The organism is Hymenobacter gummosus, from assembly GCF_003970915.1.
Taxonomy (GTDB): domain Bacteria; phylum Bacteroidota; class Bacteroidia; order Cytophagales; family Hymenobacteraceae; genus Solirubrum; species Solirubrum gummosum.
In genome coordinates, this window is sequence record NZ_RXOF01000021.1 from 41,096 (window position 1) to 67,913 (window position 26,818).

The following is a 26,818-nucleotide window of genomic DNA, read 5'->3' on the forward strand; positions in this document are numbered from 1 at the left end:
TGCCCTATAGGATACTGGCCCGGCGAAACGAGGTCGGCCATTGCCGCTCAGGCGGTCTTGGCTTTGTAGGCAGTACTAGGGAAGGCCTCGCGCCACAAGGCGACAGTCATCAGTACGAGGGCAACGATAAACGAAAGATCAATAATTATTGCCATTACGATAGCCGCAAAGCCCCCGGAAGCAATACCCAGGTAGCTCATTACCGAACCGGCATAATAAATAGCCAGTCCCACACTCACCAGAAACATAAAATTGTGCCAGGGATTATCGGTACGCATTTCCCGTACCCACTGCTCGAAATACAGCAGAATCATGGCCAACATCAATGACACTTGCACTACCCGCGCCACAGCGTTTTCATGCTGCAGATCGTTAATCCAGAATGCATCGGCCAGCGCCACCAAGGTGAAGGCCACGCCCACCCAGGGCATGATGCGGCGCACGGGCTTCAGGTCGTAAACTTGGTAGTAGGCCCAGCCCAACAGCAGGGTTTCCACCAACACCGTCACGTGGAATAGATACATGTTGGTGTGCAGCACCCTGCGGCTCCACTGATCGACAAAGGCCTCCAGTGACCAGAAGCCAAAATAGCCAACGATAATTCGAGCAGCCGGCGACAAGATGCCCCAACGCCGCAAACCAATAGCCAGCGGTATCAACACCCCAAAACTGCTTATGAGATTAAGCGTGTATTGGGTGGTCAGAAACCAGTTTGGAAACGGCGTTGGGACATCCATTGCCCAAAGGTACGGTTACTCGGTAGCGTTGCCAAGTGGGCTATCGGTGCAGCAGAAATCCGGGCAATGCGTACCGCGGTTGCCCACTTTGGCCTGAATATCCTGCCCCTCGCTGTTGGCGGCTACCGTCACCAGGGTCATTTTTCCGTCGGCGTTGTGGGCGAAGTAAAAGCGCAGGCCCTGGGCATCGTTCTGGGACAGCAGAACGTTGAGCAGGTCTTTGCCGAAGAACACGCACAGGTTCTGGCCGGGCTGAGCTTCGCGGTAGGCCGCCGTCATGCCGGCGCCTTCACTCATTTCGATCAGGCTTCCTTCAGTACCGTTGAAATTCATGAAATAGGGGTTGTGTGAACAGGTGAATGGAAAGTGCAGTACCTACACAGGCGGCCAAATATATGCGCATACCCACGTTATTTTGTATCATTCCATCAAGCCCCCCGCCAAAAATCATGTTCCCTGTTTCTCGCGCCGCCTCACCGGCACGGTCATCGTGGCCGGATTAGCCTCTACCGTGGTGGGAGCTTCAACCTGGAGCCGCCGCTCAGCCCGAAAACCAGCAATTATTAGCCCCAAGCACCCCAGAAATAGCGCGTCGATGACGATACCCAACGCCGTTTGGGCATCCCAGCTTACCGACCGCGCAAAAGGTGCCAAGACATATCCGGTAATGGAGCCGGCGTAGTAAATGAACAGCCCGGCGCTGATGTAGAACATACCGTCGAGGGGCCGGACTTGGCGGTTGGCCTCGTGAATCCACCGCTCGAAATACAGCATGATGCAGGCCAGCAGCAGGATGGTCTGGACTGTGCGTGCGTACACGTTGGCGTGGAAGATATCGGAGAAAATGGTGGCATCGGCCACGGCTATGGCGGTGAAAAAAGCGCCTGCGGCCAGCCACCAGGGTTGGCGGCGGCGGCCCAGGGCTTCGTAATAGGCCAAGCCCAGCAGCCAGGTTTCCACCAGCACGTCGACATGGTGCAGGGGGTGGTTTTGGTGCAGCACCCGGCGGCAATACACGTTCACCGGCGCTTCCAATGACCAGTATATGCAGTACCACCACACCGCATGCATCGGCGTGGGCAGCCGGTTGCGCTGCCGCCAGCCCAGCAGCGCGGGTATGATGATGCCGAAGCTGCCCAGGTAATTGATGAATACATGGGCCTTGGAAACCCACGCCGGTATCTGCGGCTCCATCGTAGCGGGCCTACTCTTCGGTGCCTTCGTCTTCCTCGTCCAATGCGTCGAACACGCGGTCGAGGGAGGCTTCGGCGGAGCGCAGGCGCTGCTTGCAGAAGCGGATTAGCTCGGCGGCCCGCTCGGCGCTGGCGGTGAGGTCGTCCACATCCACTTGCTCGGTTTCGAGGCGGCGGAGCAGGACTTCCAGCTCGGCAATGGCGTCGCGGTAGGTGCGGTCGGCGGCGGGTTGAGGCTCAGGCATAAAATAAACGGGTTGCTAGTTGCTGGTTTTGTTTCGGCGCACTGGCTGCTGTCAACTAGAAACCAGCAACTCTAAACTAGAAACCACCTAAAAAGGCAGGCGCGGGGCGGCGGGGTTGATAACCTGGGCGGGCAGCGGACCGGCGGGCAGCTGCAGCACCAGCGGGGTGCCAGGCGGCGTGCTGGGCGTGAGCGGCTGCAGCGAGTCGGTGCGCAGGTAGCCGCGCTGGCCCAGCAGCACCGGGTCGAGCACGGCGTGGCGGGTGGTAGCCCCCGACAACATCAGGGCGTGGCGGGCGGTGGTGCGCACGGCGGCAATTTCCAGCTCGTAGCGCTGGCGCAGCAGGGCCTCGCGCTGGCGCTGGTGCAGGCGACGGAAGCGGCGCAGCAGCTCCCGGCCCAGGCGGCGCAGCTGCTGGCGCTGGTGCTGGGCGCTGCGGCGGGCGGCGCGCTGCAGCTGGTGGCGCCAGACCGTGAGCTGCTGCGCCTCGCGCTGCAGGGCGGCGCGCGGGGCCTCGGTGGCACGGCGCAGGCGCTGGTGCAGGGCCGCCTGCTCGGCGCTTACCCGCCCTTGGCTGGCCTGCACCACCTGCCGGCCCAGGCGCTCCAGCCGGGCGCCGTGCTGGGCCAGCTGCTGCAGGCATAGCTCGTGAATGCGCACCCCGTAGCCGTCGAAAGCCGCTTCGAGCCGGGCCAGGCGCTCCACCAGGAAAATGGCCACGGCCGTGGGCGTCTTGAGGGCGGTGTGGGCCGTCAGGTCGACCACCGCTTCGTCCCGCTCGTGGCCGATGCCGGTGAGGACGGGCAGCGGAAAAGCCCCCACGGCCGCGGCCAGGCCGTAGTCGTCGAAGCACAGCAAGTCGGTGCGGGAGCCGCCGCCGCGGATGATGACAACGGCGTCGAAGCTGCGGCGCTGGCGGCGAATCTGGTCGAGGGCGGCGAGGATGCTGGCCGGCGCCTCCTGACCCTGCATCTGGGCCGGAAACAGGGCCACCTCGAAGGCGTAGGGCGCCTCTTCCAGCTGCTGCACGAAGTCCTGCCAGCCCGCGGCCGTAGCCGACGACACCACGGCTAGGCGCTGCGGGGCCAGGGCCAGCGGCAGGCGCTTGTTGCGCTCCAGCAGGTCCCGCTCCTGCAGCCGGGCAATGGTTTCGAGGCGCTGCCGGGCCAGGTCGCCCACGGTGTAGGAGGCGTCGAGGGCTACCACGTCGAGGCTGAGGCCGTACTGCTCGTGGAAGCGCACCTGCCCGCGCACCAGCACCCGCAGCCCGGCGCGCAGGCTCAGGCCGGTTTGCTGCTCGAAGTGCGGGGCCAGCAGCTCGTAGCGGCTGCGCCAGATGGTGGCCCGCACCTGGGTGCGCAGCTCGGTGCCGCCCGGGCCGCTGGTGGGGTCCGTCAGCGTGAGGTAGCAGTGGCCGGCCCCGAAGCGCGGCAGGGTGATTTCCGCAATTTCGGCCGTGACCCAGTAGGCGTCGTCGAAGGCCAGGTGTAGCACGTCGCGCACGCGGCGCAGCAGCTCGGCCAGGGGCACGGGCGTGAGGGCGAGCAGCGGAGCGGCGGTACGGCGGGGACTACGGGGAGGCATGCGACCTGCAAGATACGCAACCGGCGCGGCCTGATGATGCCGGGCCGGCTTCTCGCCGAGGATGGGCGGCCACCGCTTTACGCCTTTCGGCGCCAGCCTCAGCGGACCTGCGCGAGAAATAGCACCCGCACTTGCAGACCAATAATGAACTAGCAATCAGACGGATATCCTTGAACAAGCTCAAGCGTATCAGCTCGACAGTAGCTGCACCCGCCAGCTCGGCCATTCAACCCACGCCCAAATCGGGTCGTACATCAGCCACAGTTGCCGCTCGAACCCTCACCTTCTTTCACCCAAAACACCCATTCCCATGAGCTTTTTCGAAGGCAAACTCAATTCCCTGGACGATCTGTTCGCCGAGCAGCTGAAGGACCTCTACAGCGCCGAAAACCAACTGGTGAAAGCCCTGCCCGACATGGCCAAGGAGGCCCGGGACCCGCGCCTGCGCCAGGCCTTCGAGCTGCACCTGCAGGAAACCCAGGACCAGGTGTCGCGCCTGGAGCAGATTGGCCGCAGCCTGAGCATCGACCTGGGCGGGCACACCTGCAAGGCCATGGCCGGGCTGGTGGCCGAAGGCAAGGAAACCATCAGCGAAAACGCCACCGACGAGGTGAAGGACGCCGCCCTGATTGCCGCCGCCCAGCGCGTGGAGCACTACGAAATTTCGGGCTACGGCACCGCCCGCCACTACGCCGAGCGCCTGGGCCACGCCGAAGCGGCTTCGCTGCTTTCGCAGACGTTGCAGGAAGAGCAACTCACTGATACCAAGCTCAATGATTTGGCCAAGGGCTATATCAACCAGCGGGCCATGTAAGCGCGTATAACAGCCGGCGGGCAGTCGGCCCGCTATTTGTTCGAAAAAGCCTGCAACGCGCAGGCTTTTTTTGAGTCTGTAACCCTCGAACAGCGCGGCCGGGGTTTGACCAAACTTTCTGCCGGCCGGCAGTTGTTCTGGGTCGGTCCTGCCGAGTGTGGCGGCGGGGCCGACTTCTTTTTGCATCTACCCCATCCGCTTTCACCGCCGATATGCCCCCCCAACCCGCTGAGCCGCAAACCGAATCGACCACTTACACGCCCGAGCCGGAAGAGCCCCGGCGCGGCGGTGCCTGGCGCTGGTGGCTGCTGGCCGCGGTGGTCGTGGCGGCGCTGGCCTTCGTCAAAATCAAGTTCTTCCCCTCCCCCAACGCCGGCGAAGGCAAGGGTGGCGGCAAAGGCGGCGCGGCCGGTCCGGGCGCCAAGGGCGGCGCCGGCGGCCGGGGCGGCAAAGGTGGCGGCGGCCCGCTGCCGGTGCAGGCCTTCGTGGTGACGCCCGCCAAGCTCACCGACGCCGTGGCCGCTACCGGCTCGGTGCTGGCCGACGAGCAGCTCGTGGTGCGCAGCGAAATCAACGGGCGCATAACCAGCCTGAACTTCAAGGAAGGCCAGCCGGTGAGCAAGGGCCAGCTGCTGCTGAGCATCAACGCCGACGAAATCCAGGCCCAGCTCCAGAAGCTGCGCTACAACATCAAGCTCTTCAGCGACCAGGAAAAGCGCCAGCGCACCCTGCTCGAAAAGGAATACATCAGCGCCCAGGAGTACGAGCAGTCGAACAACGCCCTGCTCACGGCCCAGGCCGACATGCGCCTCTTGCAGGCCCAGCTGGCCAAGGCCTACGTGCGGGCCCCGTTCAGCGGCATTGCCGGCCTGCGCACCCTGTCGGTGGGTGCCTACGTGTCGCCGAACACGCCCATTACCACCATTTCGCGCATCGAGCCGGTGAAGGTGGACTTCGCCGTGCCCGGCCGCTATGCCAATGCGGTGAAAGTGGGCGACCAGGTGCAGGTACTCGACGAGGCTTCGAACAAGAAGTACCAGGCCAAGGTCTACGCCATCAACCCGCAGATTGACCCGGCCTCGCGCACCCTATCGGTGCGGGCCGTGTACCCGAACAGCAAGCGGGAGCTGCAGCCCGGCGCCTTTGTGCGGGTGAACCTGCAGATCGGGCAGGTAGACGAGGCCATCCAGATTCCGACGGAGTCGGTGTCGCCGGAAGCCTCGGGCTACATCGTATATAAGGTGGTCGGCGGCAAGGCCGAACGGCAGCCGGTGAAAATCGGTATCCGCTCCGAAAAGCTCATCCAGATTACCGACGGCCTCGCCGCCGGCGACACGATTCTGCGCACGGGCATCCTGCAGGTGAAGCCGGGGGACCGGGTTCGAATTAATAATTAAGAATTAGTAATTAATAATTGATACTGGTGATGCTACTGACCATAATTCATGAAGCAGGAGAATATTATTCTTGAAAAGAGCTATTTGTTTTCGGTACGCATCATTCGCTTGTATCAGCATTTGATGCGGGAACGGTGTCCGCTACGATTAGCGGACCAAATTGTGGGCAGTGGAACGGCCATTGGGTCGAACGTTGAAGAAGCCGTGGGCGGTCAGTCCCGGCGTGATTTTGTCTCGAAATGCAGCATAGCATACAAGGAAGCACGCGAAACCCATTACTGGCTGCGCCTGCTCCGCGATACGAATTACCTAACCCTGCGGCAGGCCGATTCCTTGCTACAGGACTGCGAAGAGCTGTTAAAAATTCTAACAGCCATCATTCGCTCCGCCAAAGAGGATATGTAGCTCGTGAGCTTCAATTATTAATTATTCATTCTTAATTATTAATTACAAATGAGCATATCCTCAACGAGCATCGACCGGCCGGTACTGGCCATCGTGATGAGCGTGGTCATCGTGCTGTTCGGCGTGATTGGCTACCGCTACCTCTCGGTGCGCGAGTACCCCAGCGTCGACCCGCCCATCATTACCGTCAGCGGCTCCTACACCGGCGCCTCGGCCGACGTGATTCAGTCGCAGGTGACCGAGCCGCTGGAAGAAGCCATCAACGGCATTGCCGGCATTCGAAACCTGACCTCCACCTCGCGCGACGGCCGGGCCAACATCACGGTGGAATTTGACCTGGAAGCCGACCTGGAAACGGCCGCCAACGACGTGCGCGACAAGGTATCCAGCGCCCAGGGCCGCCTGCCCCGCGACATGGACCCGCCCACCGTCACCAAGGCCAACGCCGACTCCCAGCCCATCATGATGGTGTACCTCAGCTCCAACAAGCGCACCCTGCTGGAGCTGACCGACTACGCCGTGAACGTGCTCAAGGAACGCATCCAGACGATTCCGGGCGTGTCGGAAGTGCGCATTTTCGGGGAGCGGCGCTACTCCATGCGCCTGTGGCTCGACCCGGTGCGCCTCACCGCTTTGCGCGTGTCCCCCACCGAAGTGCAGCAGGCCCTGACCCGCGAAAACGTGGAGCTGCCCTCGGGCTCGGTGCAGGGCCAGAACACCCAGCTGACCCTGCGCACCATGGGCCGCCTCAGCTCGGAGCAGGACTTCAACAACCTGATTCTGCGCCGCGACTCTACCTCGCTGATTCGCCTCTCCGACGTGGGCCGGGCCGAATTGTACCCCGAAAACGACCAGACGCTGTTCCGCGTCAACGGCATTCCGCAGGTGGGCGTGGCCGTGATTCCGCAGCCGGGCTCCAACCAGATTGAAATTGCCGACGCCTTCAACAAGCGCGTGGAGCAGCTGCGCACCGACCTGCCGAAAGACCTGAAAATCACCCCGGGCTTCGACAACTCGCAGTTCGTGCGCAAGTCGCTCAACGAGGTGAAGCACACCATCTTCGAGGCCTTCGTGCTGGTGGTGGTCATCATCTTCCTCTTCCTGCGCGACTGGCGCAGCACCATCATCCCGATGGTGGCCATTCCGGTGTCGTTGGTGGGTATCTTCTTCGTGATGTACCTGCTGAACTTCTCGGTAAACGTGCTGACGACCCTGGCCATCGTGCTGGCTATCGGCCTGGTGGTCGACGACGCCATTGTGGTGCTCGAAAACATCTACTCGCGCATCGAGGCGGGCGAGGAGCCGATGGAAGCGGCCCACAAGGGCTCCAACGAAATCTTCTTCGCCATCGTGTCGACCACGGTGGTGCTGGCGGCGGTGTTTCTGCCGGTGGTGTTCCTGTCGGGCATCACGGGCCGTTTGTTCCGCGAGTTCGGCATCGTGGTGGCCGGCTCGGTGCTGATTTCGGCCTTCGTGTCGCTAACCCTGACGCCGATGATGTCCTCGCGCCTGCTGCGGCGCAGTGAGACGCACAACTGGTTTTACCGCAAGACCGAGCCCTTCTTCGAGAAGCTCACCAACGGCTACAAGAGCAGCCTTGAGGCTTTCCTGCGCCAGCGCGTCTGGGCCTGGCTGATGGTGGTGGCCACGGTGGCCGGCATTGCCTTCTTCATCAAGGCCATTCCCTCGGAGCTGGCTCCGATTGAGGACCGCTCGCGCATCAACATCAGCGCTACCTCGCCCGAGGGCTCGTCCTTTGAGTTCATGGACGCCTACATGAGCGAGATGCAGCGGGCGGCCATGGACTCGGCCGGCGCCCAGCTCAGCAGCGTGTACGCCGTCACCTCGCCCGGCTCCGGCTCAGGCGCCAACTCCGGCATTGCCCGCGTGCTGCTCACCGACCCGGACGAGCGGAAAGTCAGCCAGCAGCAGGTGGCCGACAAGCTCAGCGCGATGGTGAAGAAGTTCTCGGCCGCCCGCGCCTCCGTGTCGCAGGACCAGAGCATCGGTGGGGGCGGCGGTGGCGGTGGTGGGGGCGGCGGCCTGCCGGTGCAGTTCGTGGTGCAGAACCAGGACTTCGAGAAGCTGCGCCAGATCGTGCCCAAGTTCCTGGCTGCGGCCCAGGCCGACCCCACGTTCCAGTTTGCCGACGTGAACCTGAAGTTCAACAAGCCCGAGCTGCGCGTGGTCATCGACCGGGAAAAGGCGCAGACGCTGGGCGTATCGGTGCAGGATATTTCGCAGACCCTGCAGGCGGGCCTGTCGGGGCAGCGCTACGGCTACTTCCTGCGCAACGGCAAGCAGTACCAGATTATCGGGCAGGTGGCCCGCGAGGACCGCAACCAGCCCCTGGACGTGCGCCTGCTGTCGGTGAAGAGCAACCGTGGTGAGCAGGTGCAGCTGGATAACGTGGTGCGCCTGGTGGAAAGCAGCACCCCGCCGCAGCTGTTCCGCTTCAACCGTTACAACGCGGCCACCTTCTCGGCCTCCCTGGCTCCGGGCAAAACCGTGGGCGACGGTATTGCCGCCATGCAGGCCATTGCCGACGAGCTGCTCGACGAAACCTACTCGACCGAGCTGGCCGGCACCTCCCGCGACTTCCAGGAAAGCTCCTCCTCGCTGTTCTTCGCCTTCGGCCTGGCCCTGCTGCTGATTTACCTCACGCTGGCGGCCCAGTTCGAGAGCTTCAAGGACCCGGCCATCATCATGGTGACGGTGCCGCTGGCCCTGGCCGGGGCGCTGCTGAGCCTCTGGTACTTCAACCAGACGCTCAACATCTTCTCCCAGATCGGCGTCATCATGCTCATCGGCCTGGTGACCAAGAACGGTATCCTCATCGTGGAGTTTGCCAACCAGCGGGCCGAGCAGGGCGTGCACTACATGGAGGCGCTGGTGGAAGCCGCCGCTACCCGCTTCCGCCCCATTCTGATGACTTCGCTCTGCGCCATCCTCGGCATCATGCCCATTGCCATTGCCACCGGCGCCGGCGCCCTGAGCCGCCGCGCCATGGGCATCGGCGTGGTCGGGGGCATGGTGTTTGCCACCGGCCTGACGCTCTACATCGTGCCGGTGATGTACTCGTACTTCGCCACGGCCAAGAAAAAGCACGCCAAGCCCACGCCCGAAGAGGACACCAGCAAGCACGCCGAACCGGCCGTGGCGTAACCGCACGACAACTCCCCTCCTCAGATGAGGAGGGGACGCGGCGAGTTTACTCGCCGCTGGGGTGGTTGACCGTCGTTGCTGACGCCAGATAGTATGCAAAAAAACGCCTGATATCAGCACGTCATTTAGCCCTACATAACGTACTGCTTTGACCGTTCTGGCATCCGGTCAACCACCCCTAGCCCCTCCTCAGCTGAGGAGGGGAACTAGCTCTAACTCTTGGCTTCGCTTCCGCAGGCTTCCCCAATGCTCTTTCCCACGCAAATAGCCCTGTTTCGCTCCCTCCTACCCGCTGCGGCCCTGCTGCTGCCCCTCACCGTGCCCGCTCAGCAGCCCGGCGCGGCGCCACCCGTGCGCCCCAATCCCGGCGACCAGCTGACCAAGCCGCAGACGGTGGCCCCGGCGCCGGCGCTGTCGCTGGAAGACGCCATCCGGCTGGGGCTGGAAAACAACTACGGCATCCGCATTGCCCAGCGCGACGAGCAGATTGCCAGCAACAACGTCACCCGCGGCAACGCCGGGCAGCTGCCGACCATCAACGGCAACTTCACCCGCACCTTCACCATCAACAACGTGCGGCAGGAGTCGTCGGCGCGGCCCGAGCCGAGCGTGGCCTCCGGGGCGCGCTCCAACGTGCTCAACGGCAACGTGGCCCTGACCTGGACGGTGTTCGACGGCCTGGGCATGTTCATTGCCTACGACCGGCTGCGCGCCCTGGAGTCGCAGCAGAAGGAGGTGACGCGCTTCACGGTGGAGCAGACGGTGGCCAACATCACCAACGCCTACTACGCCGTGGTGCGCGAGTCGGGCCGCATCCGGGCCTTCGAGGAGGCGCTGAAAGTGGGCCAGGCCCGCATCGACCTCACGCAGGCGCAGGTGGAAGTGGGCGTGACGGCCAAGGTGGAGCTGCTCACCGCCCAGGTCGACTTCAACGCCGACCGGGCGCTGCTCATTCAGCAGCAGGAAGCCCTGGCTACGGCCAAGGTAAACCTGAACAACCTGCTGGCTCGCACGCCGGCCACCGACTTCGCCCCGTCGGATTCCATTGTGGTCAATGCCAACCTGAACAAGCAGGCCGTGGTGGCCGGGCTCCAGCAGCGCAACCCCCAGCTCCAGCAGGCCCGCCTGGGCGTCGACGTGGCGACGTACGACCGGCGCCTGGTCACGGCCAGCCGCTTTCCGCAGGTGGGCGTGCAGGGCGGCTACGGGCTGAACCGCAACATCAACGGGGCGGCCTTCTTCGGCAACACGCTGGTGACCAACACTGGCCGCACCCAGGGCTTCAACTACGGCGTGGTAGCCACGGTGCCCATCTTCGACGGCTTCAACCGCCGCCGCCTGGAGCAGAACGCCCGCATTGCCATCGAGCAGAGCCAGCTGCAGCTGCAGCAGACCGAGCTGGACCTCAACTCCCAGGCCGAGCAGGCTTATTTGCAGTACCAGGACCGCCTGCAGCTGCTGCAACTGGAAGAGGCCAACATCCAGCTGGCCCGCCAGAACGTGGCCATTACCCTGGAGCGCTACCGCCTGGGCCTGCTGAACCAGCTGGCTTTGCGCGAAGCCCAGCGCAACCAGCTCAACGCCGAAAACCGCCTGCTCGACGCCCGCTTCAACGCCAAGCAGGCCGAAACCGTGCTGCGCCAGCTCAGCGGCGACCTGGTGCAGCAGCCCGCCCCCACCGGCACCAAATAGCTGGGCCAGTGCTAAAAACTAGCCTTCTAACCTCTAGTTTTTAGCACTGACGGCTTTATCACCATCCGGGGCCCGCAGTCAACAACCGGATTTGGTAGGTCAACGACGGATTTTGGCTGGTCGGGGCAACGGGGGGCTGCCTAGTATTGCAGGGTCGAGGAAGGGCTTGGCTGACGGCCATAAAAGGCCGGGCCAGCGGGTGGGGATGCATGCTGTCGACCGGGCCCTTCCCTACCTCCCGACGCCGCTGCCATGAGCTACTTCTACCGCTGCCTGCTGCTGATACTATTGCTGCTGCCCGCCGCCCGTTTGCGGGCCCAGCACATGGATATGCCCGCCGCGGGCGCCGTTGCCACCATCCTCTGCTCGGGCACCGTGGCCGACCCCGGCGGCCCCAGCGGCAACTACGGCGACAACGTCACCAGTCAGCTGGCCATCTACCCGTCCCTGAACCCGACGGGGCGGCGCGTGCAGCTTACGTTCACGGCCTTCCAGCTGGAGCAGAACTACGATTTTCTCACCATCTACGACGGCCCGAATACCAGCGCCCCGCAGCTGGCCCGGCTTACCGGCAGCCAAGGCCTGAACCAGACCTTCACCGCTACCAGTTTCAGCGGGGTGCTGACACTGCTGCTCACGACCGACCCGAGCTATAGCTACTCGGGCTTTGTAGCTTCCGTCAACTGCATCACGGCGCCCGGTGACAACGTGGGCATCGGCACCACCGCGCCGCTGGAGAAGCTGCACGTGGCCGGCGCCGTCTACGCCCAGGAGGGCTTCCGCTTCCCCGACGGCTCGCTGCAGACCACCGCCGCCACCACCACCGCCCCCGACAACCTGGGCAACCACACCGCCTCCCAGAACCTGGGCCTCAACGGCAACTGGCTCTCCAACAACGGCGGCAGCCAGGGCCTGCGCATCGACAACAACGGCAACGTGGGCATCGGCACGGCCACGCCCGCCGCCCGCCTCGACGTCAATGGCGACGCCCGCGTGGGCGGCAACCTGAGCCTGACCGGCAACGCCACGGTGGGCGGGGCGCTGGCCGTGGGCCTGGAGCAAGTCACCCAGGACTTCACCGTGCCGGGCTTCAACCTGCTGGCCCCCTCTGTGAGCTGCCCGGCCGGCAAGCGCCTGCTGGGCGGCGGCGGCGGCATGCTGAACCTCACGGCCTCCAACTACAACACGTTCAGCCTCCTCTACAACGGCCCCGACGAAAACGCGCCGGTCAGTACCTGGAAGATCAAAGTGGCCAATACCAGCAACTCGAACCACACCGTGCGCATTTACTGCATCTGCGCGCGGCTGGCCCCCTGACGCTGCCGGGGCCGCGCAAGGAATTGGGGGCCGGAACCCGGGAGTATGAAGCCGACCGTCGGCAGGCCGGCGCGGGTCGTGGCCGGCTGGGCGCCGGGGCTGCGGGGCTAGCGGGTCGAGCCCTTCGGAAAGCCGTGGGGCCGCTGGCTGGCGGCGCCCGGAATGCGCGCCCCCTCGCCGCCGTGGGCCGCGAAGAAGTGCTGCACGGCCTGGGCCAGGCCAGGCAGGTCGCCAACGGCCAGATCCTGCACCACGTCGGCGTGGGCCAGGGGCCAGGCCAGCATGCTCAGGCGCCAGCGCGGAATGCCGAAGGGCAACGCCAGGTACAGCTGCGCCCCGTCCTGGGCGGCGTGGTCGTGGCGGTACAGCCAGGTGTTGAAAAATGACTGCGACGGGCGGCTCAGGCCGGCGTCGGTGACCTGGCTGAATCCAAGGGCGTTGAAAGAAGGTCCGGACATGAGCAGAGGGAAAAGTGGATGAACAGGAAAGAAGCCGCGGTGGGCTAGTTGAGCCAGGTGGAGCACACCATGCGGAAGCGGTAGGGCTCGAAGGCGTTGTAGTACGGGGCGGTGGCTGCCAGCTCCAGCAGGTACACCAGCGTGATGCCCCGGTGGGCGTTGCGCAGCACCCGCACCACGTACACGCGGCCCTCCTCGGGCCAGTCGCCCGCGTAGTCGGCCGGGCGGCCGCTGGCGTCGAGGCAGCGGGCGTAGTCGAGCACGGGGCTGATGCGCACGGCCTCCGGCAGGGTCAGGTTGGTTTTGGGCAGGAAGGAAGACGGCATGGGGGTGGGCTGGAAAAACCTGGGAAGCCCCGGCGACCTTCGCCAAGCGGGTGCTACCGGCGGGCGGCAGCGAAGTACAAGGCTAGGCGGGCGGCCAGCTCGCCGTGCGCCATTTCCTGCTGCAGCACGTACTGCCCGCCCTCCAGCAGGCGCAGGTACACGGTGGCGGGGTTGGGGGCGGCCGGCGCGCCATACACTTCCACTTCGGCCAGGAGCTGCTGGCGCAGGTAGGCGGTGAAGTACAGGGAGGGCGCCTCCGTCAGGTGCTGGCCGAGGTAGGGGCTGAAGCAGCGGAACACCAGCTGGGCGCGCTCCTGCAGCCGCCCGGCGTCGGGCGCGGCCAAGGCGCTGCTGGTCAGCAAATGCTGCAGGTGGGCACAGGCGTACGTGTATGACCAGGAACCCTGCATGGCGCTCAGCACGACGTGGCCGCCGGGCGGGTCCCGGTGGCTGCCGGGGTGTACGCAGTTGCCCCCGCGCTGACTAGCTTTTCGGCCGCAAACCAAAAATAAAGTTGAGGCGGATACCCACCCGGCCACGCTGCCCGCCGCCCGCGTACACGGCGGGAGTATAACTTGCCGCTCATGTCCTCCCCTACTTGCTCGATTCAGTACCGCCCCGATTTACAGCTGCTGGTCGTCCGCTGGCCCGCCGATGCCCCCTTTGCCCAGCTCCAGGTTGATTTCGAAGCCGTGCTGCACGCGGCCCAGGAGCACCAGGCCGCCCGCTGGCTGCTCGACGTGCGCCGCCGCGAGGAGCTGACGCCCCAGCTGGCCGAGTGGACCACCCACGAGTTTTTTCCCCGCGCCGCCGACGCGCTGCGGCCCCAGTCCCTGCGCATCGGGGTGCTGGCCTCGCCCGGGCGCATGGCCGTGTACGAGCGCGACGAAGTGCAGCGCGACACCCTCGCCTACGGCCTCGACGGGGCCCGCACCTACCGCCTGCGCCTGTTCGGCGAAGAGGGCTCGGTGATAGAGTGGCTGCAGCGGTAAGCCCGGTACGGGAGTCGTTTAAGTTGCTGGCGCCGGGCGGGTCCGCCTGCGCGAACTGGCCTCCGGCCACCCCGACCGGCGGTTCGCTGCTATTGGTAAATTAGCCGCATGAATTTCTCCGCCGCCCCACCTGATTTCGACTACCTGGCCCTGGCTTACCGGGCCGACCTGCGGCTGCTGACCGTGCGCTGGCTGCGGGCCGTTACGCCCCGGGAGGTGGAAACGGGCTTTCGGGCGGCCCTGGCCCTGGGTACGGCGCACCGGGCTACGCGCTGGCTGGTTGACGTGCGCCGCCGCACCGAGCTGGACGCCGCTTCCTCGACCTGGGTAGCCCAGCACCTGCTGCCCGAAGCCGCTGCCAACCTGGCCCCGGCTCCGTTGCGCGTAGCGTATCTGCTCTCGCCCATGCGCGCCCAGGAGCTGCGCCGCGACGCGGGTCTGCGCCAAGCCGCAGCCACCGCCCAGGCCCCCGAGCAGCCTTACCGCCTCGCCACCTTCATCGACGAGGGCCCGGCCGTGCAGTGGCTGCTGGAGCAAGGAACGAGAACATGATCTGCTTGCCTGCTGGCTTCTACCTGGGGCGTAGCAGGGCCAGGCGGCCCGGCTTATCATCAAATAAGCTGGGCTTCCCCCAGCTTACTTGCTTGCAGGGCTTACTGCTTAGCCGTCAGCTCCCGCAGCTGCGTCAGTGCCTCCTGGGTTTCCTGCTGGGTCTTCTTCTCTTTCTCGTCCTCGTCGCGGGGCGGCTTGGGCGGGCCGCTGAAATAGGCCAGGATATTGTCGCGCACCGGGGGCGTGACGGCGCTGAACTTATCCTTGGCCAGCTTGCGCACCCACTCGCCGTAGGTTTTGTCGGCCAGGGCGTACTCACCGACTTTGGTGGGCTTGCCGGTGTCGAAGTCGAAGTTGGGCAGCTGGGCCGGCAGGGCAGCCTGGGCCTCGCGCGTCTGCGTGAGCACCCGGCAGTAGTCGGTCATCACCTCCGCGAAGCTCTGCTTGAACAGCTGCTGGGCCTCGGGCGTGGGCAGCTTGAAGGCGAAGGGCCGCAGCGGGCCGATTTTGGGCAGAATGCTGATGGCCTTGGACATAATGCGCGCGCCCAGCCCCGGCTTGTCGTACTTCACGCCGTAGCGGCGGCGGAACTCGCTCTCGTTGTGGTGGTAGAGGTAGTCGCGGCGGCGGGCGCGCGGGTCCAGCTTGCGGATGTTGTCGCGCTCGGCGTGCCAGGCGGCGCGGGCGGCCGTGGGAATGAGCTGGCTCACGGCGAAGCGGAAGGTGGTCACGCTCAGATCCAGGTCCACCACAATCTGCTTTAGCTCCAGGCCGTAGGTGTTGCGGAAGGCCCGCTCCAGCACCGGCTTGCTCACCCGGAAGCCGATGAAGTCGTGGTAGGTATCGGAGCGGTAGCGGCCGGCAGCCAGCTGCACCACGTCGAAGGCAAACTCCAGCTGGGTGTGCTGCACGGGCGCTTCCTCGTAGGTAATCACGTCGCCGAATTTGGCCTGCAGATCGGGGTACACCGAGGGCATGGCGCGGTTGGTGCCCTCGGAGTGGCCCTTGATGTCGGCCACGTAATGAGCCAGGGCCCCCAGGGCGAAGGCGTACTCGTTGCGGTCGTGGGCCTCCAGCAGCAGGTTGCGCACGAAGTCGCCGGAGCGCACGTAGTGGGTCAGGTCGGTGAAGAGCTTGGAGCCCAGCGGGTAGTAGCCCATGTCCTGCACGATGGAGCCGCCGTAGGCGTAGCTTTTGGCCTCAATCCACTCCTCGCGGGTGGCACCGGGGTAGCGCTGCTCGATGAGCGGCCGGATGCAGCGGCGCCAACAGGTATCCACGTTGGCCTGGTGGGTGAGGACGGAATAGGCGGCGGCGGGAAATGGCGCGGCGAGCAGCAGCACCAGCAACATTCGGAACATAGGCGGCAGCGGGAGCAGCGGCGGCTCCCCAGGGCCGAAACGACAAACCGGGCCGGGGCGTTGTCGTACCTACCAGCGTACCTCTCCCCCCGTCCGCATGGCCGACCGCTCGAAAACCACGCACCTGCCGCTCTACGTCACCCTGGGCATCCTGGCCGCGCTGGTGGCCTGCTACTTTCTGTGGCCCGCGTTTCAGCAGCAGGCACAGGCCGGCTGGGCCGCGGCGCGCAGCGGCGAGCAGCAGCAGGTGGCCGGGTGGGTGCAGCAGTTTGGCTTCTGGGGGCCGGTGGTGCTGATTCTGGCCATGGTGGCGCAGATGTTTCTGTTCGTCATCAACAACGCCCTGCTCATCCTGGTGGCCATCCTGGCCTACGGGCCGTGGTGGGGCTCCTTGCTGGCCTGGGTGGGCGTGCTCACGGCCAGCAGCCTGGGCTACTGGATCGGCCGCAGCCTGGGCGAGTCGTTTATCATCGGGCTGCTGGGCGAGAAGACCGAGCACAAAGTGGCCGACTTCGTGGAACGCTACGGCCTGGGCGCGGTGGCGCTGGCCCGCCTCACGCCTATCATCTCGAACGACGCCATCAGCTTCGTGGCCGGGGTGGCGCGCATGGGCTACCTGAAGTTTATCAGCGTAACGGCTGTGGCCATCATGCCGCTCATCGGGCTGCTGGCCTACCTGGGCCAGGACAGCGGACGGCTCAAAACCGGGCTGCTGTGGGTGTCGGGCGTGGGGCTGCTGCTGTTCGGCGGCTACATCTGGTGGGATAAAAAGCGCCGCCCGGCCGACGACAGTCAGCAGCCGACGCGCAAAATCGAGTACCGCTGAGGCGGGCCGGACGGGTCTTTTCCGGTTCCGGGCTTCCGGGCCGGGCGGTGCGGGGCTACCTTTGCAGCCCGAAGTGCAGTGCGCGCCCCGGCCGCCGGACCGGAGTCCGTTTTCCACCCAAGTTTCCCTTACATGCCTCAGCAATGCTGGCGTGCGGCGACGCTGGCCCTGCTGCTGCTGGCCGGCACGCGGCACGCCCGGGCGCAGAATACGCCCCAGGCCCCGCCGCCCGATACCCAGGGCGCCCAGGCCGCTCCGGCGCCCCAGGCGCCCGCCCCGCCCGTCGTGATGCCGCTCAAGGACGGCAAGCTGGCCCTTAATCCCGACGCCAGCCACTACGTCAAGCTCACGCTGCTCAACCAAGCCTGGCTGCGCTACAATCAGAACAACCCCGGCTCCCGCATCAACGGCCGCAACGAGCCGAGCACCCTGGACGCGGGCATCCGGCGCTTCCGCATTCAGTTCTACGGACAGCTCACCGACCGCGTGTTCATCTACTCGCAGATCGGTATCAACAACTTCGGCTACCTCTCGGACCGCAAGCAGCTGTTCTTCCTGCACGACGCGGTGGGCGAGTACGCGGTGGTGAAAAACCAACTCTCGCTGGGCACCGGCCTGGGCTCCTGGAACGGCCTGTCGCGCTTCACGGCCTCCTCCACGGCCTCCATCATGGGCCTCGATCTGCCGCTGGTGGCCGAAACCACCAACGACGTGAACGACCAGTTTGGGCGCAAGCTGAGCGTGTACGCCAAGGGCAAGCTCAGCAAGCTCGACTACCGCCTGGCCGTGAGCAAGCCGCTCATCATTGCCCCGAACACGCCGGCCGTGGGCGTGGCCTCGTTTGCCAGCCTGGCGCCGCGGGCCCAGTGGCAGGGCTACCTGCAGTGGCAGTTTCTCGACCAGGAAAGCAACCTGACGCCCTACGCGGCGGGCACCTACCTGGGCAAGAAGCGCATCTTCAACGTGGGGGCCGGCTTCATCGTGCAGCCCCGGGCCACCTGGTACCGCCCCGGCCCCCTCGGCGGCCCCGCTACCCGACCCGATACGGTCTTCGCCGCTATGAAGCAGTGGGCCGTCGACGTGTTCTACGACGCACCCGTCGGACCGGCGGCCAAGGGGCAGGCCCTGCACGCCTACGCCGCCTTCTACCACCTCGACTACGGCCCGAACTACATCCGTAACACGGCCCCGCTCAGCCCCACCAACGGCCTGGCGCCCGGCACCACCACGCTCAACAACGGCGGCAACGGCTGGCCGGCCTACGGCACCGGCAACGTGGTCTACGGCCAGGTCGGCTACAAGCTGCCCGACAACCTCGTGGGCCCGACCACCTTCATGCCCTACCTCAGCCTGCAGCACGCCCGCTATGAGCGCCTGCACGACGCGATGAACTACTACGACGCGGGCGTGAACTGGCTGCTGGCCGGCCACACGTCCAAGCTGACGGTGGCCTACCAGAACCGCCCCATCTTCACCCCCGCCGGCGACGGGAAATTCCGCCGCACGAGCGACCGGGGCGCCGTGGTAGCGCAGTATCAGGTGTCGTTCAACTAAGGCCTGTAAACGCGAAGCGGCCCGGAGCCAGGCTCCGGGCCGCTTCGCATTCGTGGAAGCCTGTTAAGCCGCTAATCCTTGCCGGCAGGCCTCGGCGCAGCGGCGGCAGGCTTCGGCGCACTGCTGGCAGTGCTCATGCTGGTGCTGCCCGCATTCGTCGGCGCAGGCCTGGCAGATTTCGGCGCACTCGCGCAGCAGGTGGGCGGCGTGCTCCGAGCCGCGGGCCACGAGCCGGGCCGTGAGGGCGCACACGTCGCTGCAGTCGCGGTCGAGGCTGATGCAGCGGGCCATCATCTGCACGTGCTCTTCCTGCAGGCAGGCGGAAGCGCAATGCTCGCAGGCGGCGACGCAGGCGTTGAGGGCGGCAAGGAGTTCTTGGTGTTGCTGGTGCATGGGGACGGGGTTGGGTGAAACGGAAAGGCTACTTTCCTTTTACCCCGGTCGCCCGCGCTGGTTGGTACAAGATTGCCGCCGGTCCGGTGCAGAATTGCCGGTTAGCTCTTCTTCTCCAGGTCCATTTCGCACACCGGGCACTTGCCGGGCTTGGTGCTGGTGCTGCCCTCGCAGCCCATCGGGCACACGTAGGTGGTGGTGCCGAGGTTGGTCTGGTCGCCGGTGCCGCCTTCGGTTTCGGGGCGGGCCACTTCGTCGGTGGGCTGCTGAATTTTGGCCGAGTCGGCAGTGGCGGCGGTGGGCGCCGCGGGCGTTTCGGCGTCGTTGGTGGGCTTGCTGTTGCAGGCCGTGAGCAGGCTGGCGGCCAGCAGCAGGGGCAGGAGCTTATTCATATCGGCAGAGACAATGCGGCGGTCCGGTTGATTCCCGCCCGGGGCAAAGGTACGCGGCCGGCGCCGTCCGGTAAGCTGCCAGCCGGCAGGCACCTCCAATGAAAAAGCGCCGGAACTTCCGCTCCGGCGCTTCTTAACAATTCAGGCAGTTAGCCGCCTAAGCCTTTTTCTTCCACTTGATGGTGCAGCCGATGGCCTTGGTCGAGCTGGTTTGCACGGGCTTGCCGGCCTGCAGCTGGGCCACGGCGTCTTCCACGTAGTGTTGGGTGGCGGCTTTGGCGTCCTCGGTGTTGTTGTCGATGGCGCCGATGTAGGCCACCTTGAAGTCGGAGCCGCTGCGCTGCAGCAGGTACACGTGCGGGGTGCGGGTGGCGCCGTAGGCCCGGGCTACGTCCTGGGTTTCATCGAGCAGGTAGGGGAAGGCGTACTTCTTCTCCTTGGCGCGCTTCTGCATGTCGGCGTAGGAGTCGCCGGGGGCCACCTGCGGGTCGTTGGGGTTGATGGCCACTACCGGGTAGCCCTGGGCGGCAAACTTCTGGTGCAGGGCCATGATGCGGTCCTCGTAGGCCTTGGCGTAGGGGCAGGTGTTGCAGGTAAACACCACGATGTAGCCCTTGGCCGCCGCGTTGCCAGCCAGCGACACCAGTTTCCCATCAACGTTCCTGAGCTTGAAGTCCGCGACTTTGTCGCCGACCTGGTAGCCGCCCTCGGCCGGGCGGAAAGCCGTGCTGACGGTAAATACCGCCGCCAGCAGCGTGAGCAGGGCAAGCAGAGACTTTTTCATGCGGGTAAGGTGAAAAGAGGTGAAACCACGGAATCAGGGCGCTTGCACGGCCCGCACGGCCGCTTCCAGCTCGGCCAGCGTCAGCGGCTGCTCGAAGCGCTGCCGGTGCTGGCGGCGGTTGTTGTACACGAGGGTAAAGGGCAGCGCCCCCGACCACTTAGGGTCAATGGCGTCAATGTAGGCATTCTGGTCCGGCTCACTGAGCAGCCACACCTTGGATTTAAGCCCCTGCTTCTGCACGAAGGGCCGCACCTTGGTATCAAGCTTGGAGGCAAAATCGAGGCTGACCAGCACCACCTGCACGGGCTTCGCGGCCTGCCGGGCCCGCAATTGCTCGAAGTGCGGTAGCTCCTCGATGCAGGGCTTGCACCAGGTAGCCCAGAAGTTCACCACGTAGGTGGTATCAGAAGGGCGCTGCAGCAGCTGTTGCAGGGCGGGCAGCTTCACCACGCGCACCTGCTGGGCGCGGGCCGCCGGGGCCGCCAGCAGGGCCAGAACCGTCAGTCCCAGGACGCTCAGGTATTTCTTTGCTAGTGACATCAGCCTAAGGACCGGCCCGGCGCCGGAATGTTGCAAAGCTTGCCACTCAGGCAGTCCAAGCCTTGTTTTAAATATTAATAATTTTTAATTCTTCAAGCCATACCGCTATTATATATTGGTTGGGCACAACGCTAAACGCCAAACCATGAACCGCCAGTATCCGACCGACACCTCCTACCTGCCGCCCAAGAATCTGCTGCTTATCAGCTGCATCGATTTGCGCCTCACCGACGATTTGGCGCGCTTCATGGACCACGAAAACCTCACCAACCGCTACGACCACGTTATTCTGGCCGGGGCGTCGTTGGGCGTTTCGCTGAGCGACGAGTACAAAGACTGGCACCGGACGGACAAGCCCACGCAGCACCTCATCGATCCGGCGGCATGGTGGGCGTTTTTGGAGCAGCACATTCGCATTGCCGTAGCGCTGCACCACATCGAGGATGTGTACATCGTGGAGCACGAGCAGTGCGGCGCTTACAAAACCTTTGTCAAGCCTGATCTAATAGGCAGCAAAGACCCGAAAATCTACCGAAAACGGGAGCAAGAATTTCAAGAGAAAAGCGCCAAGGCGCTGGCCCAGAAAATTCGAGCAACCGCCTATGATAGATACGACTCCGAAGGCAAGCTGGAAAACTATAAACTCAACGTCCATTGCTTCCGCATGAATCTGCGCGGCGACGTAACCAAATTTCATTCGGAGGACGGTACCAGTCCGCAGCCGGCAACCCAGGGTTCAATAGCCCAGGAGCAAACCATGAACGTGTAGGCCCATAAACAAAGCGTCGGCGGCATTCCAGTGGAATGCCGCCGACGCTTTTAGGTAGCTGAAGCTAGCCTTTCGCCTCGGCCAGCTTCCGCTGCAGCTCCTGCACCTGATGCTCCAGATCGAGGGTGCGGAACATCACCTTGGCTTCCAGGTCGGCGTAGGCGCGCTCCAACTGCTCCTGCAGCTGCTTCTGCTCGGTAATGTCGGTGTTGGTGCCCAGCCAGCGCACCACCTGGCCCGCCGCGTCGCGCACGGGCACCGCCCGCGACAAAAACCAGCGGTACTCGCCGTCTTTGCCGCGCAGCGGGAAGGTATCTTCCCAAGGCTCCCCGGCCGCCAGCTGTCTTTTCCACCGCTCAGTCACCCGCTGCAAATGCTCGGGATGATGCACCTTGCTCCAGCCCCAGCCCTCCATTTCTTGGGGCGTGGTGCCGGTGAAGTCGTACCAGCGTTGGTTGTACCAGTAAATGTGGCCGTCGGGGCGGGTCATCCAAGCCAGCTGGGCCATGTTGTCGGCCAGGGAGGTAAACTCGGCTTCCCGCTCGCGCAGGGCTTCGCCCGCGCGGCGCTGCTCGGTCACGTCCTGCATGGCCCCGATCATGCGCATGGGCTTGCCCTCGGTGTCGCGGGCCACGTGGCCGCGGTCGAGCACCTGGGCGTAGGAGCCATCGGCGCGGCGGTAGCGGTACTCGTCGTGCCAGGCCGTGCCCTCCCCGTCGATAACCGCGTGAATGCCGTGCACCACGCGCTCCGCGTCCTCGGGGTGAATGTGGTCGTACCACCACTTAGCCGTGTTTTCCACGGCGTCGGCGGCGTAGCCGAACTCGCGGTGGATGGCGTCGTTCCAGGTCACCGCGTTGGTTTGCAGGTTCCAGTCCCAGATGGCATCGTTGGTGGCCAGCGAAGCCAGCCCGTAGCGTTCCTCGCTCCAGCGCAGGGCTTCCTCGTTCTCCTTCTGCTCCTGAATGTCGGTGCAGGTACCAAACCACTGGATAATCTCGCCTTCGGTGCTGCGCATGGGCTTGGCCAGGCCCAGGAACCAGCGGTAGGTGCCGTCCTTGCCCTTGATGCGGTACTCGATTTCATAATCGTCGCCGGTAGCCAGCGCGTGGCCCCACACCTGCCGGGCGCGGGCCCGGTCGTCGGGGTGGAGCAGGTTGTTCCACATTTCGGTGCCCTGGCTCTGCTCCACGGTGTAGCCCGTGTAATCAATCCAGCGCTGGTTGAAGAAGGCGTGGTAGCCCTGCGGGTCGGTCAGCCACACCATCTGCGGAATAAACTCCACGATGAAACGGTACTCTTCGTCGCGGCGCTTGGCGTCGCTCACGTCGACAATAGTACCCAGGAAGCGCACGGCTTGGGTGCGGGCCTCGTCGAAGTAGGCGCGGCCGGTGGCGCGCACCCAATGCACCTCGCCGGTATTCTCGGCCACGGTGCGGTACTCGATGTCGTACTCGCCGGTGCCGCGCGGGTCCAGGGCCTGCTGCACCACCACGTCGGTGCGGGCGCGGTCGTCGGGGTGCAGGCCGGCCAGGAAGCGGGGGTAGTCCACTTCCTCCTCCTGGGGCACGCCGAACAGCTCCTTGCAACGGGCCGACCACTGCAGCTCGCCGGTGAGCGGGTTAAAATCCCAGGTGCCCACGCCGGCCGCATCGGTGGCCGCCTGCAGGCGTTCGTAGCTGGTGTTTTCGGGCTTCAACATGCGCGTAATGGCAGCGGATGGCGGGGCAGGCTCACGGCTGGGTGAGCTGCACCTCCATCCCCGACAGGAAATACAGGTTAAGTTGGCTTTGCAGCCCGTCGGCGGAGCGCCGCAGGCGGGTAATCAGGGCGCGGGTTTTTTCCTCGGCCAGCTGCAGCTCGAGGTAGGGCCGCTGCAGCAGCGCGTCGCGCTGCACCGACCACTGGCCCTGCTGCAGGGTGTCGTCGGGGGTTTGCACCTGCAGCTGGCCGGGGCTGAGGTGCACGTGCGTCGCCAGGGCCAGGGCGCTACCCGGGTCGGTCTGATTGAGCACCCGGTCGGCCACGCGCCACGCTCCCGCCAGGAAATCGTCCGGCAATTGCTGCAGGTTGACGTCGAAAAGCAGATCAGTCATGCACTAGGCTGGAAAAACAAGCAGGCAACGGTTTGGCTTACGAACAAGCAGCACGTAAAACTACTCAGCTCAGTACCATGAAATACTTACGAAAGTTCAAATTCTTTTGGACATTTCTTAAAACCCCGGGCAGCACGCTGGCAATCATACGCTTGGAGCGGACGGGCCAAATCCGGTTTGGCGGCCGAAAGTACGGCCGGGGCCTGATCTTTGCCAATCGTTCCGCTACTGCCTTCTGCCATGCCTTTTGCTTCAACCCGTATTTCGGCCAGCCTGCTGCTGCTGCTGGCCCTGGCCGCCTGCTCCGGCGAGGACCCCGCTCCTACCCTGCCGGAGCACCTGACCCTGGGCAACCCCAGCGGCGCCACCGCCGATGCCACCCGCCCCGCCAACTACCTGCTCGACAAGCCCCAGTACGCGCTGAGCTACCACCGCGACCGGGCCATTCCGAACTGGGTGTCGTGGCACCTGAGCACCGATTGGCTGGGCTCGGCCGCCCGCCAGGATGATTTTCGGGCCGACGACGCGCTGCCCGCCGGCTGGTACCGCGCCGGCGCCAGCAGCTACGTGGGCTCGGGCTTCGACCGCGGCCACCAGTGCCCCTCGGCCGACCGCACCCGCTCCGTGGCCGACAACTCGGCCACCTTCCTGATGAGCAACATGGCCCCGCAGGCGCCCAACAACAACCAGCGTACCTGGGCCGCGCTGGAAGACTATTGCCGTACGCTCGTGGGGCAGGGCAACGAGCTGTACGTTATCTGCGGCTCGTACGGCACCGGCGGCCGGGGCGCCAACGGGGCGGCCAGCACCATCGACCAGGGCCGCGTGACGGTGCCGGCCCGCTTCTGGAAAGTGGTGGTGGTACTACCCGTCGGCAACGACGACGCCGGCCGCGTGACGAGTAGCACCCGCGTCATTGCCGTCGATACGCCCAACGACAACAGCCTGAGCAGCAGTTGGGGCACCTACCGCACCTCGGTCGACGCCATCGAGCAAGCCACCGGCTACGACTTGCTGTCGGCCGTGAAGCCCGGCGTGCAGACGGCGCTGGAAGCTCAAGTAGACGGCGGCCCGACGCAGTAACCCGGCCCGCCGTCCTGCGTAGCAAAATCAGCCCGCTGGCCCGCCGCCGGAGCCCGGCCATAAGCCAGCTGACGCCGGGCCGGGGCCATTTTGCGTTACTTTGGCGGCTCCCGGGGCTAGTATCAGCTGCTGCGCCCGATACCCGGCGCAGCAGCACCGGCCCCGCCGCTTTCACCCATTCAACCCGCTTTCCCGTGGCCGATTTTGACCTGACTCAGCACCCGCACCGCCGCTTCAATCCGCTCACGGGCGAATGGGTCCTGGTGTCCCCGCACCGCTCCCAGCGCCCCTGGCAGGGCCAGCAGGAAGCCCCCGACGTGGAGCAGCGCCCCGCCTACGACCCGGGCTGCTACCTCTGCCCGGGCAACACCCGCGCCAACGGGGCCGTCAACCCCGACTACGCCGGCACCTTCGTGTTCGACAATGACTTTGCGGCCCTGCTGCCCGACACGCCCGCCGGGCAGGTGAACGTGGGCGGCCTGCTGCGGGCCGAGGCGGAATCGGGCGTGGGCCGCGTCATCTGCTTTTCGCCCCGCCACGATTTGACCTTGCCCGAGATGAGCCCGGAGGCCATTCGCGGCGTGGTGGACGTGTGGGCGGCGCAGTACCAGGAGCTGGGCGCCCGCCCCGACATCAACTACGTGCAGATATTCGAGAACAAGGGCCAGGTGATGGGCTGCTCGAACCCGCACCCGCACGGGCAAATCTGGGCCCAGCGCACCGTGCCTACCGAGCCGGCCAAGGAAACCGCGCAGCAGCTGGCCTACTTCCAGGAGCACGGTCGTAGTCTGCTCACTGATTACCTGCAGCTGGAGTTGGAGCGGCAGGAGCGCGTCATCCTGGCGAATGAGCACTGGGTGGCCGTGGTGCCGTACTGGGCCGTGTGGCCCTTCGAGACGCTGCTCGTGCCGCGCCGCCACGTGCAGGACGTCACCCAGCTCACCGACGCGGAAAAGGACGCCTTTGCCGACGCGCTGCGCCGCCTGACCACCCGCTACGACAACCTGTTTCAGACCTCCTTCCCCTACTCGGCCGGCCTACACCAGCGCCCCACCGACGGGCAGCAGCACCCCGAGTGGCACCTGCACATGCACTTCTACCCCCCGCTGCTGCGCTCGGCCACGGTGCGCAAGTTTATGGTCGGCTACGAAATGCTGGGCAACCCCCAGCGCGACATCACGCCCGAAGCCGCCGCCCAGCGCCTGCGCGAGCTGTCGGATACGCACTACAAGCTGGCCCGGCAATAGGCCGTCAACAGTGCCTTTATCAAACGCAAAAGCGCGTCCTGGTAACCGGGGCGCGCTTTTGCGTTTTGGCTGGGGCCAGCAAACTGGCAAGCCGTCAGAACGTCATTCCGAGCTGGTCGAGGAATCTCGCGTGCTGATGGCGGATAGCATTTCTCTCGTTCAACGTGGGCTTACTATCGAACGTCAGCACGCCAGATGTCTCGACTTCGCTCGACATAAGGGGCTGGACGGATTGCCAGTTTGCTGGGCCCCGCAAAAACTTTTTCAGAAAATTTTCGGGCGGCTGTAACGCTGGGGGAATTTGCCGGTACTCCTCTCAACCAACCCGCAAACCTCCTTCCCGGTGGCCGACCATTACCCGAGCGACGACGTGCTGATGGCCCGCGTGCAGGCCAACGACCTGGACCAGCTGGCCGTGCTGTTCGACCGTTACCACCGGCCCATTTTCAACTACCTGCTGCGCCGCACCAACAACGACCGGGAAACCGCCGAAGACCTGACCCAGACCGTGTTTGAACGCCTGCTGAAATACCGCACCAGCTACCAGCCCAGCCAGCAGTTTCGGGCCTGGATATACCAGCTGGCCCGCAACGCCCACGCCGACCACTGGCAGCGCCAGCAGCAGCTGCGCACCACCGACGTGCTCGACTCGGAGCAGCGCGGGCAGCTGGGCGCCTCGGCCTTTGCAGCCCAGGACGCGGCCGAGCACAGCCAGCACCTGTACGAGGCCCTGGCGCTGCTGCCCGATGCCCAGCGCGACATTTTGGTACTGAACCGCATCCAGGGGTTCAGCTACGAGGAAATCGGGGAGCAGCTGGCCTGCAGCGCCGGCGCCGCCCGCGTCAAAGCGCACCGCGCCCTGCAAGCCCTGCGCGCCATCTTTTTCGCTTCCTAGC

29 protein-coding genes are annotated in these 26,818 nt (G+C 65.1%); 14 read left to right on the top strand and 15 right to left on the bottom strand.

The features are described 5' to 3' along the window. Positions 1 to 47: 47 nt before the first annotated feature. The 5 genes from EJV47_RS25645 to xseA form a co-directional block, all read right to left on the bottom strand. The gene (locus tag EJV47_RS25645; RefSeq protein ID WP_126696076.1) at positions 48 to 737 is read right to left on the bottom strand and encodes a hypothetical protein; all 690 of its coding nucleotides are present in this window, start codon (positions 735 to 737) and stop codon (positions 48 to 50) included. 15 nt (positions 738 to 752) lie between these two features. Continuing rightward, positions 753 to 1,070 (bottom strand): hypothetical protein, encoded by a 318-nt coding sequence (locus EJV47_RS25650; protein ID WP_126696077.1) that lies wholly within the window; start codon positions 1,068 to 1,070, stop codon positions 753 to 755. A gap of 114 nt (positions 1,071 to 1,184) precedes the next feature. Beyond that, complete coding sequence (locus tag EJV47_RS25655; protein WP_126696078.1) at positions 1,185 to 1,931, bottom strand: hypothetical protein; 747 nt, start codon at positions 1,929 to 1,931, stop codon at positions 1,185 to 1,187. Positions 1,932 to 1,941: 10 nt separating this feature from the next. Continuing rightward, positions 1,942 to 2,175: an exodeoxyribonuclease VII small subunit gene (gene xseB, locus EJV47_RS25660; protein ID WP_126696079.1), complete on the bottom strand. Its 234-nt coding sequence runs from the start codon at positions 2,173 to 2,175 to the stop codon at positions 1,942 to 1,944. Positions 2,176 to 2,262: 87 nt separating this feature from the next. Beyond that, positions 2,263 to 3,759 carry an exodeoxyribonuclease VII large subunit gene (gene xseA, locus EJV47_RS25665; protein WP_126696080.1) on the bottom strand — a complete coding sequence of 499 codons (1,497 nt, stop codon included), beginning with the start codon at positions 3,757 to 3,759 and terminating at the stop codon, positions 2,263 to 2,265. Between the two features lie 310 nt (positions 3,760 to 4,069). Here xseA and EJV47_RS25670 point away from each other — a divergent pair, with 310 nt between their 5' ends. The 6 genes from EJV47_RS25670 to EJV47_RS25695 all read left to right on the top strand — a co-directional run bounded on the left by EJV47_RS25670 (position 4,070) and on the right by EJV47_RS25695 (position 12,549). Next, positions 4,070 to 4,573: a YciE/YciF ferroxidase family protein gene (locus EJV47_RS25670; protein WP_126696081.1), complete on the top strand. Its 504-nt coding sequence runs from the start codon at positions 4,070 to 4,072 to the stop codon at positions 4,571 to 4,573. Between the two features lie 212 nt (positions 4,574 to 4,785). Next, positions 4,786 to 5,970 (top strand): efflux RND transporter periplasmic adaptor subunit, encoded by a 1,185-nt coding sequence (locus EJV47_RS25675; RefSeq protein WP_126696082.1) that lies wholly within the window; start codon positions 4,786 to 4,788, stop codon positions 5,968 to 5,970. Positions 5,971 to 6,018: 48 nt separating this feature from the next. Further along, positions 6,019 to 6,375, top strand: a complete 357-nt coding sequence (locus EJV47_RS25680; protein WP_126696083.1) for a four helix bundle protein — start codon at positions 6,019 to 6,021, stop codon at positions 6,373 to 6,375. A 48-nt stretch (positions 6,376 to 6,423) separates the two neighbouring features. Next, positions 6,424 to 9,540 carry an efflux RND transporter permease subunit gene (locus EJV47_RS25685; RefSeq protein ID WP_126696084.1) on the top strand — a complete coding sequence of 1,039 codons (3,117 nt, stop codon included), beginning with the start codon at positions 6,424 to 6,426 and terminating at the stop codon, positions 9,538 to 9,540. A gap of 246 nt (positions 9,541 to 9,786) precedes the next feature. Next, positions 9,787 to 11,232: a TolC family protein gene (locus EJV47_RS25690; RefSeq protein ID WP_126696085.1), complete on the top strand. Its 1,446-nt coding sequence runs from the start codon at positions 9,787 to 9,789 to the stop codon at positions 11,230 to 11,232. 252 nt (positions 11,233 to 11,484) lie between these two features. Beyond that, positions 11,485 to 12,549 (top strand): CUB domain-containing protein, encoded by a 1,065-nt coding sequence (locus EJV47_RS25695; protein WP_126696086.1) that lies wholly within the window; start codon positions 11,485 to 11,487, stop codon positions 12,547 to 12,549. Positions 12,550 to 12,656: 107 nt separating this feature from the next. Here EJV47_RS25695 and EJV47_RS25700 read toward each other — a convergent pair whose 3' ends face one another. Genes EJV47_RS25700 through EJV47_RS25710 form a run of 3 tightly spaced genes read right to left on the bottom strand, consistent with a single transcriptional unit; the run spans position 12,657 to position 13,743 of the window. After that, positions 12,657 to 13,007 carry a hypothetical protein gene (locus EJV47_RS25700; RefSeq protein WP_126696087.1) on the bottom strand — a complete coding sequence of 117 codons (351 nt, stop codon included), beginning with the start codon at positions 13,005 to 13,007 and terminating at the stop codon, positions 12,657 to 12,659. A gap of 44 nt (positions 13,008 to 13,051) precedes the next feature. Beyond that, positions 13,052 to 13,333: a hypothetical protein gene (locus EJV47_RS25705; protein WP_126696088.1), complete on the bottom strand. Its 282-nt coding sequence runs from the start codon at positions 13,331 to 13,333 to the stop codon at positions 13,052 to 13,054. Between the two features lie 53 nt (positions 13,334 to 13,386). Continuing rightward, positions 13,387 to 13,743 (bottom strand): hypothetical protein, encoded by a 357-nt coding sequence (locus EJV47_RS25710; RefSeq protein WP_126696089.1) that lies wholly within the window; start codon positions 13,741 to 13,743, stop codon positions 13,387 to 13,389. 174 nt (positions 13,744 to 13,917) lie between these two features. Here EJV47_RS25710 and EJV47_RS25715 point away from each other — a divergent pair, with 174 nt between their 5' ends. Both EJV47_RS25715 and EJV47_RS25720 read left to right on the top strand, forming a co-directional pair. After that, positions 13,918 to 14,325: a hypothetical protein gene (locus EJV47_RS25715; protein WP_126696090.1), complete on the top strand. Its 408-nt coding sequence runs from the start codon at positions 13,918 to 13,920 to the stop codon at positions 14,323 to 14,325. Positions 14,326 to 14,433: 108 nt separating this feature from the next. Further along, positions 14,434 to 14,877, top strand: coding sequence for a hypothetical protein (locus tag EJV47_RS25720; RefSeq protein WP_126696091.1), 444 nt, complete (start codon positions 14,434 to 14,436; stop codon positions 14,875 to 14,877). A gap of 101 nt (positions 14,878 to 14,978) precedes the next feature. Here the strand turns inward: EJV47_RS25720 and EJV47_RS25725 are convergent, their stop codons facing one another. Continuing rightward, complete coding sequence (locus EJV47_RS25725) at positions 14,979 to 16,238, bottom strand: zinc dependent phospholipase C family protein (protein ID WP_126696092.1); 1,260 nt, start codon at positions 16,236 to 16,238, stop codon at positions 14,979 to 14,981. 97 nt (positions 16,239 to 16,335) lie between these two features. Here EJV47_RS25725 and EJV47_RS25730 point away from each other — a divergent pair, with 97 nt between their 5' ends. Both EJV47_RS25730 and EJV47_RS25735 read left to right on the top strand, forming a co-directional pair. Further along, positions 16,336 to 17,064: a TVP38/TMEM64 family protein gene (locus tag EJV47_RS25730; protein WP_126696093.1), complete on the top strand. Its 729-nt coding sequence runs from the start codon at positions 16,336 to 16,338 to the stop codon at positions 17,062 to 17,064. A 132-nt stretch (positions 17,065 to 17,196) separates the two neighbouring features. Then, positions 17,197 to 18,618 (top strand): hypothetical protein, encoded by a 1,422-nt coding sequence (locus EJV47_RS25735; RefSeq protein ID WP_126696094.1) that lies wholly within the window; start codon positions 17,197 to 17,199, stop codon positions 18,616 to 18,618. 63 nt (positions 18,619 to 18,681) lie between these two features. Here EJV47_RS25735 and EJV47_RS25740 read toward each other — a convergent pair whose 3' ends face one another. The 4 genes from EJV47_RS25740 to EJV47_RS25755 form a co-directional block, all read right to left on the bottom strand. Beyond that, a complete protein-coding gene (locus EJV47_RS25740; protein ID WP_126696095.1) occupies positions 18,682 to 19,011 on the bottom strand; it encodes a four-helix bundle copper-binding protein in 330 nt (109 codons plus the stop codon). Between the two features lie 101 nt (positions 19,012 to 19,112). Next, a complete protein-coding gene (locus EJV47_RS28990; protein WP_126696096.1) occupies positions 19,113 to 19,403 on the bottom strand; it encodes a heavy metal-binding domain-containing protein in 291 nt (96 codons plus the stop codon). Positions 19,404 to 19,560: 157 nt separating this feature from the next. Further along, positions 19,561 to 20,187: a thioredoxin family protein gene (locus EJV47_RS25750; RefSeq protein ID WP_126696097.1), complete on the bottom strand. Its 627-nt coding sequence runs from the start codon at positions 20,185 to 20,187 to the stop codon at positions 19,561 to 19,563. Between the two features lie 33 nt (positions 20,188 to 20,220). Beyond that, positions 20,221 to 20,727: a TlpA disulfide reductase family protein gene (locus tag EJV47_RS25755; RefSeq protein ID WP_243651321.1), complete on the bottom strand. Its 507-nt coding sequence runs from the start codon at positions 20,725 to 20,727 to the stop codon at positions 20,221 to 20,223. A 145-nt stretch (positions 20,728 to 20,872) separates the two neighbouring features. Between EJV47_RS25755 and EJV47_RS25760 the strand changes: the two genes are divergently transcribed. After that, positions 20,873 to 21,496 (top strand): hypothetical protein, encoded by a 624-nt coding sequence (locus EJV47_RS25760; RefSeq protein WP_126696098.1) that lies wholly within the window; start codon positions 20,873 to 20,875, stop codon positions 21,494 to 21,496. 64 nt (positions 21,497 to 21,560) lie between these two features. On the opposite strand, the gene EJV47_RS25765 is transcribed toward EJV47_RS25760, so the two are convergent. Both EJV47_RS25765 and EJV47_RS25770 read right to left on the bottom strand, forming a co-directional pair. Continuing rightward, a complete protein-coding gene (locus tag EJV47_RS25765) occupies positions 21,561 to 23,198 on the bottom strand; it encodes a PAS domain-containing protein (RefSeq protein WP_126696099.1) in 1,638 nt (545 codons plus the stop codon). Between the two features lie 31 nt (positions 23,199 to 23,229). Beyond that, entirely contained in the window at positions 23,230 to 23,592 is a 363-nt protein-coding gene (locus tag EJV47_RS25770) for a hypothetical protein (protein WP_126696100.1), read from the bottom strand. A gap of 240 nt (positions 23,593 to 23,832) precedes the next feature. On the opposite strand from EJV47_RS25770, the gene EJV47_RS25775 reads away from it, so the two are divergent. From EJV47_RS25775 to EJV47_RS25785, 3 genes are all read left to right on the top strand, one after another. Continuing rightward, entirely contained in the window at positions 23,833 to 24,675 is an 843-nt protein-coding gene (locus EJV47_RS25775) for a DNA/RNA non-specific endonuclease (protein WP_126696101.1), read from the top strand. A gap of 194 nt (positions 24,676 to 24,869) precedes the next feature. Then, a complete protein-coding gene (locus EJV47_RS25780) occupies positions 24,870 to 25,922 on the top strand; it encodes a UDP-glucose--hexose-1-phosphate uridylyltransferase (RefSeq protein WP_126696102.1) in 1,053 nt (350 codons plus the stop codon). A gap of 343 nt (positions 25,923 to 26,265) precedes the next feature. After that, a complete protein-coding gene (locus EJV47_RS25785; protein WP_126696103.1) occupies positions 26,266 to 26,817 on the top strand; it encodes an RNA polymerase sigma factor in 552 nt (183 codons plus the stop codon). Position 26,818 lies beyond the last annotated feature (1 nt).

Excerpts from the sequence above, each read along its gene's own strand:
- EJV47_RS25645 (WP_126696076.1), bottom strand. The coding sequence starts at position 737 with ATGGATGTCCCAACGCCGTTTCCAAACTGGTTTCTGACCACCCAATAC.
- EJV47_RS25650 (WP_126696077.1), bottom strand. The coding sequence starts at position 1,070 with ATGAATTTCAACGGTACTGAAGGAAGCCTGATCGAAATGAGTGAAGGC.
- EJV47_RS25655 (WP_126696078.1), bottom strand. The coding sequence starts at position 1,931 with ATGGAGCCGCAGATACCGGCGTGGGTTTCCAAGGCCCATGTATTCATC.
- xseB (WP_126696079.1), bottom strand. The coding sequence starts at position 2,175 with ATGCCTGAGCCTCAACCCGCCGCCGACCGCACCTACCGCGACGCCATT.
- xseA (WP_126696080.1), bottom strand. The coding sequence starts at position 3,759 with ATGCCTCCCCGTAGTCCCCGCCGTACCGCCGCTCCGCTGCTCGCCCTC.
- EJV47_RS25670 (WP_126696081.1), top strand. The coding sequence starts at position 4,070 with ATGAGCTTTTTCGAAGGCAAACTCAATTCCCTGGACGATCTGTTCGCC.
- EJV47_RS25675 (WP_126696082.1), top strand. The coding sequence starts at position 4,786 with ATGCCCCCCCAACCCGCTGAGCCGCAAACCGAATCGACCACTTACACG.
- EJV47_RS25680 (WP_126696083.1), top strand. The coding sequence starts at position 6,019 with ATGAAGCAGGAGAATATTATTCTTGAAAAGAGCTATTTGTTTTCGGTA.
- EJV47_RS25685 (WP_126696084.1), top strand. The coding sequence starts at position 6,424 with ATGAGCATATCCTCAACGAGCATCGACCGGCCGGTACTGGCCATCGTG.
- EJV47_RS25690 (WP_126696085.1), top strand. The coding sequence starts at position 9,787 with ATGCTCTTTCCCACGCAAATAGCCCTGTTTCGCTCCCTCCTACCCGCT.
- EJV47_RS25695 (WP_126696086.1), top strand. The coding sequence starts at position 11,485 with ATGAGCTACTTCTACCGCTGCCTGCTGCTGATACTATTGCTGCTGCCC.
- EJV47_RS25700 (WP_126696087.1), bottom strand. The coding sequence starts at position 13,007 with ATGTCCGGACCTTCTTTCAACGCCCTTGGATTCAGCCAGGTCACCGAC.
- EJV47_RS25705 (WP_126696088.1), bottom strand. The coding sequence starts at position 13,333 with ATGCCGTCTTCCTTCCTGCCCAAAACCAACCTGACCCTGCCGGAGGCC.
- EJV47_RS25710 (WP_126696089.1), bottom strand. The coding sequence starts at position 13,743 with ATGCAGGGTTCCTGGTCATACACGTACGCCTGTGCCCACCTGCAGCAT.
- EJV47_RS25715 (WP_126696090.1), top strand. The coding sequence starts at position 13,918 with ATGTCCTCCCCTACTTGCTCGATTCAGTACCGCCCCGATTTACAGCTG.
- EJV47_RS25720 (WP_126696091.1), top strand. The coding sequence starts at position 14,434 with ATGAATTTCTCCGCCGCCCCACCTGATTTCGACTACCTGGCCCTGGCT.
- EJV47_RS25725 (WP_126696092.1), bottom strand. The coding sequence starts at position 16,238 with ATGTTCCGAATGTTGCTGGTGCTGCTGCTCGCCGCGCCATTTCCCGCC.
- EJV47_RS25730 (WP_126696093.1), top strand. The coding sequence starts at position 16,336 with ATGGCCGACCGCTCGAAAACCACGCACCTGCCGCTCTACGTCACCCTG.
- EJV47_RS25735 (WP_126696094.1), top strand. The coding sequence starts at position 17,197 with ATGCCTCAGCAATGCTGGCGTGCGGCGACGCTGGCCCTGCTGCTGCTG.
- EJV47_RS25740 (WP_126696095.1), bottom strand. The coding sequence starts at position 19,011 with ATGCACCAGCAACACCAAGAACTCCTTGCCGCCCTCAACGCCTGCGTC.
- EJV47_RS28990 (WP_126696096.1), bottom strand. The coding sequence starts at position 19,403 with ATGAATAAGCTCCTGCCCCTGCTGCTGGCCGCCAGCCTGCTCACGGCC.
- EJV47_RS25750 (WP_126696097.1), bottom strand. The coding sequence starts at position 20,187 with ATGAAAAAGTCTCTGCTTGCCCTGCTCACGCTGCTGGCGGCGGTATTT.
- EJV47_RS25755 (WP_243651321.1), bottom strand. The coding sequence starts at position 20,727 with ATGTCACTAGCAAAGAAATACCTGAGCGTCCTGGGACTGACGGTTCTG.
- EJV47_RS25760 (WP_126696098.1), top strand. The coding sequence starts at position 20,873 with ATGAACCGCCAGTATCCGACCGACACCTCCTACCTGCCGCCCAAGAAT.
- EJV47_RS25765 (WP_126696099.1), bottom strand. The coding sequence starts at position 23,198 with ATGTTGAAGCCCGAAAACACCAGCTACGAACGCCTGCAGGCGGCCACC.
- EJV47_RS25770 (WP_126696100.1), bottom strand. The coding sequence starts at position 23,592 with ATGACTGATCTGCTTTTCGACGTCAACCTGCAGCAATTGCCGGACGAT.
- EJV47_RS25775 (WP_126696101.1), top strand. The coding sequence starts at position 23,833 with ATGCCTTTTGCTTCAACCCGTATTTCGGCCAGCCTGCTGCTGCTGCTG.